Here is an 11,724-nt window from a genome sequence, read left to right as displayed (position 1 = left end):
CCTCGGGCGTGGTGATGACCAGAATGTCCTTGATGCCCGCGAGCATGAGGGTGGACATCGGATAGTAGATCATCGGCTTGTCATAGACGGGCACCAGCTGCTTGGACGTGCCGAGGGTGATGGGATTGAGTCGTGTGCCGGACCCGCCGGCAAGAATGATTCCGCGCATGTCTTCTAGTGTCGCACCTCATCGAGGTTTTCCGCGATTCCGATGCGCTCGGCGTCCTCCGGGTCGTCGACGACGACCAGGCGGGCCGAGGCCAGAGTCCCTGCCGCCGCCTCCAGCGCCTGAGAGGGCGACGGCGCGACAAGGAGCCTCGCCCGAGCCCCGGCCGCGCCGAGGGCGGGCGACCCCGAGCTGAAATCGCGGTCGGAACCCGAGCCCGAACCCGGGGCGGGGCGTGAAACGAGATCGCGGTCCAAATCCAGATCGGAAACGCCGCCCCAGAGCTGCCAATTCGACGCTTCGTGGGCGGCCTCGTCCATGAGCACGTCGGATGCGCCCACGACCTCGGCGGCGGCGTCGCGGACTCCGGGCGGCAGAGTTTCGCCGGTCCACTGCATGGCCAGGGGCGCCGGGTCGACGGCGAGCACCTCGACGCCGTTGGCGGTCGAGCCGGCCCAACGCTCCGGCGCGTCGGTGACGACCGCCGCGAGGCCTCCGCTCGGCGTCTGCCCGACTGCCACGTGAGCCCCGGCGAGCAATGCGCCCAAGCCCCACAGCACCTGTTTGAATCCCGCCTGGCAGTCGAGAAGCACCACGGTGCCCGGCTCGATCCAGACGTCTTCGAGCAGGTAGCCCGCGATTTTCGCGAGGTGATTCGCGGCCACGCGCCCCGACAGCTCGACGCGGCCCTCGGCCGAGTACCACGTCAACGCCGGCGAAGTCCCTCGCCGCTCCAAAGCCCGGTACAGATGCAGAGCGTCCATCATCGACCCTCCGAGGGCTCGCCCCACGCGGCTGCGACCGCCGCGTCGGGGTCGGGATGCCCTGCCGCGGCCAGGCACGCGCGGGCCGCCTCGGGCGTTCCCGCGGCTACGAAGTTGGGGGCCGTCCAAGCGTTGCGGCGGTACACGGGCTGTGCGTCGGCGCCGCCCCCTCCGGAGCAGTCGCCGGAGCCTCTGATTGCGCCGTTGCCCGAGCCGCCCGCCTCGTCGCCCCATCCGATGAAGCGGCCGCCCGCGCGTTCGACCAAGATCGCCCCGGCCGCGACGTCCCACGGCTTTGTTCCGACGTTGAAAGTCGCCAGGAAGCTTCCCGCGGCGGCCTCCGTGAGCATGAGCGCCGTCGATCCGGTGCGTCTGAGCGAGCGCGCCGAGCCTATGAGGCGGCTGAAGCCGCGGAGGGCGGCGTCGACGTCGTCGATTCTGGGCGAGGGAAACTCGGTTCCGACGATGCCCTCGGCGAGGGAGGCCGTCGAAACCGACATCCTTTCGCCGTTGCGGTAGGCGCCGGTTTCGTCGGCGTGGAACATGAGGTCCCGAGTGGGCTGATAGACGGCGCCCGCCAGAAGCTCGCCGCCGCGCGCGGCGGCGATCGAGACGCACCAGTGGTCGAATCCCGCGGCGAAGTTCGACGTGCCGTCGATCGGGTCGATGTACCACACAATATCCTCATCCGTCAATGGGCGGATTGCCCCTGATTTGTCCAGAAGGCCTTCCGCCTCCTCTGAAACGGCCAGCGAGTCCGGATACGCAGCGAAAACACAGGCTAGGACGATACGCTGAGACTCGGTGTCCGCCTCGGTGACGATGTCGTGAAAGTCGGCCTTGAAATCCACGGTGTGACGCCGTTTGAAGGAAGCGTTCAAGTAAGGGCCCGCGGCGCGCGCAGCGTCCATGGCGGTCCGGGAAAGAGAGATTGACAGAGCCATGCACTCATGTTTGCACACTTCTCGAGGATGGGTACAGATGCCCGTAAATCAACCTCGGGGCGGATCTGAAGGCCTTGACGGCCGATGGATCACACATGTGTAATTTACGTGTAGTAAGCCCTGAGGAGGACAGCGTGCTTAAATCTCTTTCTGCTCCGAATGCACACACCGGCGCGGACTCATATGTCGAAGAGGCTCAGCTCCTTATGACGGACATCTTCGACCTCGGTTACGACAAGGCCTCTGCGGAAGAGCTCCGCTGGCAAGACTTCGCCCTGTGCGCCGAGACGGATCCCGACATCTTTTTCCCGGAGAAAGGCGGGTCGACGGCTCCGGCGACGAGCGTCTGCGCTTCGTGCCCGGTCCAGGCAGAGTGCCTCGAATACGCCATCTCCAACGACATCCGCCACGGAATCTGGGGCGGGATGTCCGACAACGACCGCAGAAGAATCTCTCGCGAACGCCGCCGGGCCCGTGGCGCCTGATTCCTGGGCGGTGCGCGAGGACGTTCTTGCGATTCTCGCAGTGCGCAGTTTCAGCACCCGCGCGGAGCGGGTGCTGACTGCTGTAGCCGCCGGAAAGCAGCGGCCCACGCGGCTCGTCGTGGCCGTCGCCGCCCAAGAGGATCCGACCGTTCGGGCCGCCGTCGAGTCGACGTGCGGCTCGGTGCCGACCACCACGGTCTTCGTCGGGCCGTGCCCGAATCTGGCGACCGTCGTCGCACGGGCGCGCCGGGAGGTCACAGTCGTCGAGCCGTGGGTGTGGATCCTGCACGAGGATTCGGCCCCGACCTACGACTGCCTGTCCGAGCTGACGGCGGTGGGGGAGCGGTCGACCAAGCTGGGGGCGGTCGGCCCCAAGCAGGTCGGCTGGGACGATCCGGAGCGGCTCGTCGAGGTCGGCATACGGGCCACGCGCAGCGGGCGCAGGGTCCCCGAGATCGACGTCGGAGAGCGCGACCAAGGCCAATACGACATTCGAAGCGACGTTCTGGGAATCGGAACCGCCGGAATGCTCGTGCGGCTCGCCGCGGCGGAGGAGGTCGGATGGTTCGACACCGCCCTCGGCCCCTTCGGCGACGGGCTCGAATTCTCCCGACGGCTCAGGGCCGCCGGGTGGAGGGTCGCCATCAGCCCCGGCGCCTCGATCCAGCACGAGAGGGTCAGCTTCGCCAAGGGCAAGCAGTCGTACGGAAAGCGGCGGGCCGCCCAGCTGCACAACTCGCTCGTGGCCGCCCGCGCCCGCTGGCTGCCCTTCGCCGTGCTCGGCTATGTTGTGGGAGGCCCGATTCGGGCGCTTGCCCGGCTCCTGACGAAGGAGCCGGGTTTGGCCGCGCAGGAGCTGTCCGCCGTCGGCGCGATGGTCGGGATGCTGCCGAAGGCGCTCGCTGCCAGGGCCAGGCTCAGGCGCGTGCGCAAGGTCCCCGCGTCCGTCATAGCCGGGCTGGAGGCCAGCGGGCGGGACGTTCGCGTTGGACGCCGCGCGCGCCGATGGGCCCGCATCGAGGCCGAAACCATGGCCAACCGCCCGGACCCCATCGTTCTCCAAGAGCGGCGCGCATGGCGCGCCTCCACCCGCAAATGGGGAGTGTTCGCCGTCGCGGCCGCCGCGGCCGCAGGCCTGCTGGCGACTATCGACATCCTCGGATCAGAGCTGACCGGAGGCGGGCTCCTTCGCGATTCGTGGACCTTCGGCGACCTCGCCCATTCAGCGGTCCACGCGTGGCTTCCCTCCGGCGACGGCCTCCCCGCCCCCGTCGACGCCCTGTGGATCCTTCTGGCGCCCTTCATCGGGCTCACCGGCTCCACCCTGGGCTCGTTCGCCGGCGCGATCGTCGTCTCCGGCGTCGCACTCTCGGCCCTCACCGGCTTCCTCGGATTCAGGGTTTTGACCAACTCCCCGCAGGTTCGCGCGCTCGGCGCGCTCGGATGGGCCTTCGCCCCGCCGCTGCTGGCCGCCGTTTCCTCGGGCCACACGGCCGCCGTCGTGTGGCATGTGCTCGCCCCTCTCGCGCTCAGGGCGGCCGTTGCCGCGTGGCGCACCGGCTCCGTCCCGGCCCTCGGCTCGGCCGCCATTCTCGCGGCCTACATGTCCGCAGCGGCGCCCGCGACCCTCGCTCCGGCGATCGTCCTCGCCGTCGTCGGCTTCTTCACGAGGTCAAAGGGACGCCGACACTGGCTGTGGCTTCCCGTTCCGGCCCTCGCTGCCCTCGCCCCGACCCTGCGCGCGGCGCTGAACTCGGACGCGCCATGGAGGCTTTTCGCCTCGACGCCGGGGCAGCCCGTCTCGGCCGCGCCTTCCAAGGTCGGGCTTCTCAGCTTCTCTCCGACGTCGACCGTGGAGGCGCCGGGGACCCTGCTGGAGGCTGTTTCGCTCGTGGCGCCGGGGATTCTTCTCGCCCTCGCGCTGCTGGCCCTCGTGCGCAAGCGCAATTCGAGCTCCATTCGAGCAGGCCTCGCCCTGCTCGGAACGGGCTGGGCGTGGGCCGCGGCGTGCTTGGCCGTCCGAACGGGCTCGATCGTCGACGGCAACGGCTATCTGTCCGTGCGCGGATGGGCCGGAATCGGCCTCTCGCTGGCCTTCCTCGGCCTTCTCGTCTCCCTCGTCAGCGCGGGCGACGGGCTTCGAACGGACCTCAAGGAGCGTTCCTTCTCCTTCGTCCAGATCGGGCTGTCCGCCGCAACCGCGGCGGCCTGTGCGGCGACGCTGGCCTTCGTCGGAGCGTGGGGCCTTGCCACGCTCAAAAGGACGCCCAACGACGTCGCGAAGCTCGCCCTCACCGAGGTGAAGTCCAACGCGGCGCCCACGATCGCCGTCTCGGACCAGAAGGGTCCCAAACGCAACAGGGTCCTGGTTCTGTCGACCGTCGAGGGCGGCATTCAGGCGCGCCTGTGGCGAGGCAACGGCGCCGAGCTTCACGAGACGTCGATGGTCGCCTCGCTCATGTCCAAGGGCGACGCGGCCGACCTCTCCCTCACGCGTGCGATCGCCTCGCTCGCCGGAGACTCCGAGGACTTCACGCGGACCGTCGCCGAGCACGCCGTCTCGGTGGTGCTTGTCAAAACGGACGACAGCCCGGCCAATCGTGCCCTCGTCTCCGAGCTCAACTCCGTCGAGGGGCTCGAGTACGTGACGACGGCCGAAGCCGGCTCCTTCTGGCGGATCCGCCAAGAAGGCCACGCGACCTCGAGGCTCACCGCGGGGAAGGGCGAAAAATGGAGGGATCTTCCCTCCGGCGACGTGTCAGCCGACGCGCGCATCCCGTCCTCGGACGGGGGCGGGCGGGTCGCCTTGGCCGAACGCGCGGATTCGGGGTGGCGGGCGAGCCTCGATGGAAAGGAGCTTGAGGCCGTCAAAGGCGGATGGCGTCAAGCTTGGAAGCTTCCCAGCGGCGGCGGGCGCCTGGAGGTCGATTTCGACACGGGCCTCGGCTTGTTCGTGGCCGCGTGCCAGGCGATTGTGGCGGTCGCGGCGGCAGTCACAGCCCTGCCGCTGAAGAAGAGGAGGGCAGGCGAGTGATGAAGCGTCGAATCGTCGGCGGGGTCTCGGCCCTCGCCGTCGCGTGCGCGGGAGGGGCCTTGGCCGTCTCACAGGCGCGCTCCGTCCAGACCCCTCAGCGGCATCCGGCCTCCGCCGTCGCCGCGCCGCCCGCGCCTTTGAGCTTCGCCTGCGGCGGCAAACTTCAGCGGACCGTCGCCGAAGGCGTCAACGTGGGCGAGGTCAACGAGTCCATCAAGGTCCGCTCGTGGATCACAGCCGCCTCGACCGAGGGACGCGACGCCCCGCGCACGCGCATCGACGGCGGACGCAAGGTCCCCGCCGTCGGAAAACTGGCCTTCTCTTCCAGCGAGTCGCCGCTGGAAGGCACGGTCTCGACCGACTCCGTCGCCACGGGCTCGGCGGAGCTTGCGGCGGGCACCTTTCACAGCGCGGCCGCGGGCGATCTGCGCGGCATCGCCATGAACCCCTGCCAAAGGCCGTCCCTCGACCAGTGGATCGTCGGCTCGTCGGCCAAGGTCGGGGTCTCCAATCAGCTCATCCTCGCCAACCCCGGGGCCAAGCCGGTCACGGTCTCCGTCGCAGCGCACGCCGGAATCGGCAAGGCCGAGCTGGGCGCCGACAGCACCGTCGTCGTGCCCGCCGGGCAGACGAAGCGGGTTCTGCTCGACGGCTCGCTCTCCGACCAGGACCGCGTCGCCTTCCACGTCACCGCCCAGTCGGGCGGGGTGGCCGTCTCCATGCAGTCGACGGCGCTCGACGGGTACACCCCCGCCGGAGTCAGCTTCGTCACGCCTTCCCAGGCGGGGCGCAGCCTGACGGTCCCTGGGATCAGGATCGACGACGCCGCCGGCGCGGCGAGCCTGAGAATCGTCAATCCGAACAATTCGCCCGTGTCCGTGAACATATCGACCTTCTCCGAAGCCGGAAAGAAGCCCCTCCCCGGCGGGGAAGCCGTGAAGGTCGCCCCAAGGGCGGTTCTCGACCTCTCGCTGGAGGGGCTTCCGGCGGGCCAAACCTCGGTCTCCGTCGAGGCGTCGGCGCCCGTGGCGGTCGGCGCCCGATCGACCTCCAGGAAAGCCGAGGGCGCTCCGGCCGACGACGCATGGGCCGCGGCTCGGCCCGCCGCGACGTCCGGATCGGCCGTCTACGGCGCAGCCAAGGCGAGGATTGCGGCGGTGGCGGGCGCCCGGCGCGCCGACGTCGTCGCCACGCCGATATCGGAGTCGGGGCGCGAGATGGCGCCCGTGCGCGCGAGCATAGGCCCGGACTCCCAGGGGGTGCTCGAACTGCCGGAGGGGGCCGTGGCGGTCCGCTACGAGTCGAATGCGCCGGTCTCGGCGGCTGTCGCAACGTCCGCGGAGGTCAACGAAGGCGTCGGCATCGACTGGGTTCCCCTCGCCTCCTCGGGGCTCGCGGAGGAAAGCCGAAGAATCGCCCTGGGATGAGGCGGCGCCTCACCTTAGGTAGTCGATCTCCTCGGCGGGCCTGCCCAAGGCGCTGGCCAGCTGCTCGGTCACGACGTCGTGGATGAACACACGCGGATCGAGTGTGCGTTTCGCCGCTTGGAGGATGGGCATGCGGTAGAAGACGATCCGCCCCGTAATCTGCGCCCCGCGCTCAAAGGGCAGGTATCTGGCCAGCGGGATTCCCCGCTCCCACGGCGCCGGGTCGCTCTCGGGCACGTCAAGCACCCCGTAGTCGATATGGGCCATCTCGTCGCCGAGTATTTGCCGGTATTGCGCCAAGTCCGCGGCGACGACGTCGTCGAACTCATCGGCGCGCGTGCGCCAAGCCGGGACTGAAAAGGGGATGACGGGGCCGCGCAGCCCGCGCCCGTGGCGGTCGCGGCGCCGGGCGTGGCCGCGAGAAGGAATGTAAGACCGCGGCATGTGTTCAAGCCTAGCGTCCCGCGCGTCGTTCGCGCCGGTGATGGTACCGTTGGTGGCTGTGAGCCACGTCCGTCAATGTTCCCGTCAGTCCTGCCATGAGCCCGCCGTAGCGACGATGACGTACGGGTACGAAGACGCCACTGCGGTTATCGGGCCGCTGTCTCCGGCGGCCGAGCCGGGGGCGTTCGACCTGTGCGCCGCGCACGTCAAATCCGTCACCGTTCCGCACGGTTGGCAGATGGTCAGGCTCCAAACGGAATTCGCCCCGGCGCCCCCTTCGACCAACGACCTTATGGCTTTGGCCGACGCGATTCGGGAGGCTTCCCTGCGTGAGCCGCCGGCGCCCGAGCCCGCCCGCCGCGAGGTTCGCCGGCCGGCGGACATCGCCGCCCCTCCCCGGGCGAGGGTGCGGCTCAGCCTCGTTCCGAGCCCGGAGGAGGGCGCCGACGCGCCCGATCCGTGGATCGAAGAACAAGAATCCGACGACGAGGAAGACAAGGAATGACTCTGCGAAAAGGACGTGAAGCGCCGCCTGGCTCGGCGGCGCAGCCGGAGCTCCCCGAGTGGGTGCTCAATGCTCTGCGATGCCCCGTGAGCGGAGCCGAATTGGAGCTTTTCGACGGGCCCCAGGGGGTAGAGCTCGTCGCTGCGGAGGGGGCGGACCCGAGGCTCGCCTATCCCGTGCGCGACGGGATCCCGGTTCTTCTGGAGCACGAAGCGCGCCAAATCGGCTGACGCCCGCCGGCGGCTTCGGATCGCATCGACGCGCCCCGCAGGACTCACCCGCCTTTTGAGACCCACGGTCTCCAACTAGTGTGGGCATCTGCAAAAATCACCCATAAACATGAGACTATAGGCATATGAGCACACGTATCCTTGTTGTTGACGACGATCCGAGCATTGCAGAGATGCTCGCGCTTCTGCTCGAATCGGAGGGCTTCGAGGTGAGCGTGTGCGCGACGGGCAACAACGCGCTTCCCCTTTTCCGAGCAGATCGACCGGACCTCGTTTTGCTTGACGTCATGCTTCCGGGGCTCGACGGCGTTTCGGTCTGCCGTCTCATCAGGGAGGAGTCGGACGTGCCCATCATCATGATGAGCGCCCGAACGGATTCCGTCGACGTCATCGCCGGCTTGGAGGCCGGCGCAGACGACTACGTCACCAAGCCGTTTGAGAATTCCGTGCTCCTGGCCAGGGTCAAGGCCCGCCTTCGCCGCCAAGAGCCCGAGCACGAGGTTCTGCGGGTCTCCGATCTGACGATCGACCTCAAGGCCCATCAGGTGCAGCGGGCAGGGAAGGTCCTCCATCTGACGCCGCTGGAGTTCGAGCTTCTGTCCGTCCTGGCGCGCAAGCCTTGGCAGGTGTTCTCGCGCGAGGAGCTCCTCGAACAAGTGTGGGGATACCGGCAGTCCTCGCACGACCCCCGGGTCGTCAACGTCCACATACAGCGCCTGCGCTCGAAGGTCGAGCACGACCCCGACCATCCCGAGGTCGTCCTCACCGTTCGCGGCGTCGGCTACCGGGCCGGCGCGGTCCAAGAGTGAGCCTCCGAGGGTGAGCACGTCCCGCGCTTTGCGCGCCAGCGCCAGGGGAGGGCTCGCCGGAGCCCTCCGCGTTCGCGTGCGCGCACTGCGCGAGTGGCTTCGATCCTCCCTGACCGCCAGGGTGGTGGCGAGCATCTGCGTCATCGGCATCCTCCTAGTCGGCCTCGTCGGGACGATCGTGCTCCACCAGGTCAATCGCCAGCTTTTCGATCGGGCCGTCTCCACCCATCTCGACCAGTATTCTTCCGCGAGCTCCCGGGCCAAAGCCCAGATTGAAACGGCCAACGCGCCCGCGGCGGGCCAGCTCCAGCAAATTGCGAACGAGCTCGTCGCATCCCAGAACAATCCCGACGGCGCCATCGTCGGAGCCGCCTTGCTGCGCTCTCCCAAGCAGCCCGAGGCGACGTCGTTCGAGATCGCCGAGCCCGCCACGGAGTCCTCCTCGCGCATCCGCACGCGCATCACCGCCGAAATGAAGAAAGCGGTGGCAGACGACGACGCCGTGCACTGGCAGTCGATCGAGGTGCAGACGTCTGCGGGAAACAAGGTTCCGGGCATCATCGTCGGCTCGCGGCTCAACCTCCCGGGCGCGGGATACTACCAGTTCTACGTCGCCTACTCTTTGGAGTCCGAGGAGTACACGACGGGCATCGTCACGAGCATCCTGACCGTCGGCGCCAGCGTGTTCCTCCTTTTCGTGGCCGTCAGCGCCGCCCTCATCGTGCGCCTCGTTCTGCGGCCTGTCCACGAGGCCTCGCGCAATGCGAGCATTCTGGCGCAGGGCGGCTTCGACGCCCGAATGGAGGTCAAGGGCCGCGACGAGCTCGCCCAGCTCGCCCGCTCCTTCAACCAGATGGCCTCCTCGCTTTCGGACCAGTTCACCCAGCTCGAGCGGATGTCCAAGGTGCAGCAGGAGTTCGTCTCGGCGGTCTCGCACGAGCTCCGCTCCCCGGTCACCACGATTCGAATGGCGGGCCAGCTCATCTACGACCGGCGCACCGACCTGCCGTCGGTTTTGCGCCGCAGCGCCGAATTGCAGCACGACCAGCTCATTAACCTCGACGTCATGCTTTCCGACCTTCTCGAGATTTCCCGCTACGACGCCGGCGCGATGACGCTGGCGAGCACCAAGGCGGACTTGCGGGAGATAGCCGACGCCGTCGTCAAGGCCCAGAGGCCGCTGGCCGAATCCAACGGGGTGGAGGTCATCGTCGAGTCGCGCGGCGACACGCAGGCCAAGGTCGAGCCGCGGAGGATCGAGCGGATCGTCCGCAACCTCGTCGTCAACGCCCTCGAACACGCCGAGGGCAAGCCCGTGCGGGTCCTGGTGGTCGGCGGCGAGAACGCGGTCGCCGTCGAAGTCTCCGACAGGGGGATAGGCTTGTCCGAAGAGCAGGCGGCCCACGTCTTCGATCGGTTCTGGCGAGCAGACACCGCCAGGGTGCGCAAATCCGGCGGCACGGGCCTCGGGCTGACCATTGCGCGCGAGGACGCCATGCTTCACGGCGGCCGCCTCGTGTGCGCGGGCGAGGTCGGCGTGGGATCGACCTTCCTTCTCAGCGTCCCGCGCGAGGTCGGCGAACAGTACACGAACCCTCTCACGCTGCGGGTCGCGGCGGCCGAGGAGACTTGGGGCGGCGCCGTCGTCGTCGCTGGGCCGACGCCGGAATCCGCCGACGCCGGAGACGACGCGCAAGAAAAGAAGAACATCGACGGCCGCGCCGGGGAGGCGGCGGAAGGGGAGAGCCATGAATAGAATGCGCCTGGGGGCGCTGGTGGCCGCGGTGCTGCTGGCGCTCGCCGGATGCGCCGAGATTCCCCGATCGGGCCCCGTCGACAGGGTTTCGCCGTCGACCAACAGCGAGCCGCCCATCGGCCTTTCGGCCCAGCCTCCGGCGGAGGGGGCCACGCCCGAACAGATCGTCAACGGCTTTCTTTTGGCCAGCCAGGCGGGGTTGGACGACGATTTTTCCGTGGCGCGAGAGTATCTCCACGCGGACGCAGCATCGAACTGGAAGCCGCTCGCGCAGGTCAGGGTCTACCCCAATTCTCAGAACATCGCACTCAACACGCTCGACAGCGGGGCTGTCCGCGCGACGGTCGGCGCCCACGGATCGGTGTCTTCGCAGGGGATCTTCACGGAGGCGGCCAACGACGCCGTATCGACGTCGGAATTCTCCCTGGCCAAGAACGCGAACGGCCAGTGGCGAATAGTCTCACTCGACGACGGCATCTTCCTCTCGGAGAACATCTTCTCTCAGAAATTCGCGGAGATTCCGCTCTACTTCCTTTCCTCGGACTCGAGCTCCCTCGTGGCGGATCTGCGCTACTACCCGAAGAAGTCCTTTGCCACCAACGCCATCAACGGCCTCATTTCCGGGCCGTCTCAATGGCTGGCCGACGGCGTCCACACGGCCATACCGGCGGGGACGCAGCTGACGAAGACCGTCGACGTCGCCAACGGCGAGGCGTCCGTCGATTTGTCGAGCCAGGCGCTGTCCGCATCTTCCTCGCAGCAGGCTTTGATGATCGCCCAGATCAGGCACACCCTGGGGACCTCGAACGACGTGAGATCCGTCAAGCTCACCGTGGAGGGGTCGCCTCCCGGCGTCGACGCCGTCAAATCCCTTCCCTCCTACCCGTTCGGATCCTACCCCGTCTCCGTCGTGTCGAACGGGGCGCCGGCGACGGTGCTCAAAGCGGGGGAGATCCAAAGCAAGGGGAGGGGAGGAGGCAATCGCCACCTCGACTCGATCGCGGCCAGCTATCAGGCGGGGCAGTCCGCCTTCGCGGCGACCGCGAACAACGCGACGCAGCTGTTCGCCTTCGACGCCGAGAAGGAAACGTGGTGGAGTGTCAAGGAGGGGCGCAATCTTCTGTCTCCCTCGTACGACTCTTCCGGTTGGATCTGGTCGG

Annotated in this window: 12 protein-coding genes; 8 read left to right on the top strand and 4 right to left on the bottom strand. The window is 68.3% G+C overall.

All coding sequences use genetic code 11. From position 1 onward, the window contains the following. From ACO48X_RS06170 to ACO48X_RS06160, 3 genes are all read right to left on the bottom strand, one after another. The coding region (locus ACO48X_RS06170; protein WP_485001236.1) for a sugar phosphate nucleotidyltransferase at positions 1-169 on the bottom strand (169 nt) is incomplete at its 3' end. A 5-nt stretch (positions 170-174) separates the two neighbouring features. Continuing rightward, on the bottom strand, positions 175-933 hold the full coding sequence (locus ACO48X_RS06165; protein WP_485001234.1) for a TIGR03089 family protein: 759 nt from the start codon (positions 931-933) through the stop codon (positions 175-177). Then, the gene (locus ACO48X_RS06160) at positions 930-1,874 is read right to left on the bottom strand and encodes an inositol monophosphatase family protein (RefSeq protein ID WP_485001233.1); all 945 of its coding nucleotides are present in this window, start codon (positions 1,872-1,874) and stop codon (positions 930-932) included. Before ACO48X_RS06160 ends, ACO48X_RS06165 begins: the two co-directional genes overlap by 4 nt. A 206-nt stretch (positions 1,875-2,080) precedes the next feature. Between ACO48X_RS06160 and ACO48X_RS06155 the strand changes: the two genes are divergently transcribed. The 3 genes from ACO48X_RS06155 to ACO48X_RS06145 are packed head-to-tail and all read left to right on the top strand — an operon-like array spanning position 2,081 to position 6,820. Further along, positions 2,081-2,359 carry a WhiB family transcriptional regulator gene (locus ACO48X_RS06155; protein WP_009199311.1) on the top strand — a complete coding sequence of 93 codons (279 nt, stop codon included), beginning with the start codon at positions 2,081-2,083 and terminating at the stop codon, positions 2,357-2,359. Continuing rightward, a complete protein-coding gene (locus ACO48X_RS06150; protein WP_485001232.1) occupies positions 2,349-5,393 on the top strand; it encodes a glycosyltransferase family 2 protein in 3,045 nt (1,014 codons plus the stop codon). Before ACO48X_RS06155 ends, ACO48X_RS06150 begins: the two co-directional genes overlap by 11 nt. Continuing rightward, positions 5,393-6,820 carry a DUF5719 family protein gene (locus ACO48X_RS06145; protein ID WP_485001235.1) on the top strand — a complete coding sequence of 476 codons (1,428 nt, stop codon included), beginning with the start codon at positions 5,393-5,395 and terminating at the stop codon, positions 6,818-6,820. Before ACO48X_RS06150 ends, ACO48X_RS06145 begins: the two co-directional genes overlap by 1 nt. Positions 6,821-6,829: 9 nt before the next feature. On the opposite strand, the gene ACO48X_RS06140 is transcribed toward ACO48X_RS06145, so the two are convergent. Next, positions 6,830-7,264 (bottom strand): metallopeptidase family protein, encoded by a 435-nt coding sequence (locus tag ACO48X_RS06140; RefSeq protein ID WP_485001231.1) that lies wholly within the window; start codon positions 7,262-7,264, stop codon positions 6,830-6,832. Here ACO48X_RS06140 and ACO48X_RS06135 point away from each other — a divergent pair. From ACO48X_RS06135 to ACO48X_RS06115, 5 genes are all read left to right on the top strand, one after another. Beyond that, the gene (locus ACO48X_RS06135) at positions 7,263-7,769 is read left to right on the top strand and encodes a DUF3499 domain-containing protein (protein WP_485001230.1); all 507 of its coding nucleotides are present in this window, start codon (positions 7,263-7,265) and stop codon (positions 7,767-7,769) included. The two genes, ACO48X_RS06140 and ACO48X_RS06135, sit on opposite strands and share 2 nt — an antisense overlap. Further along, positions 7,766-7,999 carry a Trm112 family protein gene (locus ACO48X_RS06130; protein WP_485001229.1) on the top strand — a complete coding sequence of 78 codons (234 nt, stop codon included), beginning with the start codon at positions 7,766-7,768 and terminating at the stop codon, positions 7,997-7,999. Before ACO48X_RS06135 ends, ACO48X_RS06130 begins: the two co-directional genes overlap by 4 nt. A gap of 125 nt (positions 8,000-8,124) precedes the next feature. After that, entirely contained in the window at positions 8,125-8,808 is a 684-nt protein-coding gene (gene mtrA / locus ACO48X_RS06125; protein WP_009199304.1) for an MtrAB system response regulator MtrA, read from the top strand. 10 nt (positions 8,809-8,818) lie between these two features. Then, positions 8,819-10,564 carry an MtrAB system histidine kinase MtrB gene (gene mtrB, locus ACO48X_RS06120; RefSeq protein WP_485001228.1) on the top strand — a complete coding sequence of 582 codons (1,746 nt, stop codon included), beginning with the start codon at positions 8,819-8,821 and terminating at the stop codon, positions 10,562-10,564. Further along, positions 10,557-11,724 (top strand): LpqB family beta-propeller domain-containing protein (locus ACO48X_RS06115; RefSeq protein WP_485001227.1); only part of this gene is annotated, 1,168 nt, incomplete at its 3' end. The genes mtrB and ACO48X_RS06115, both read left to right, overlap by 8 nt.

This window comes from Peptidiphaga sp. (genome assembly GCF_057238965.1).
The sequence above is the reverse complement of the archived record's forward strand: the minus strand, read 5'-3'. Positions and strand labels throughout refer to the sequence as shown.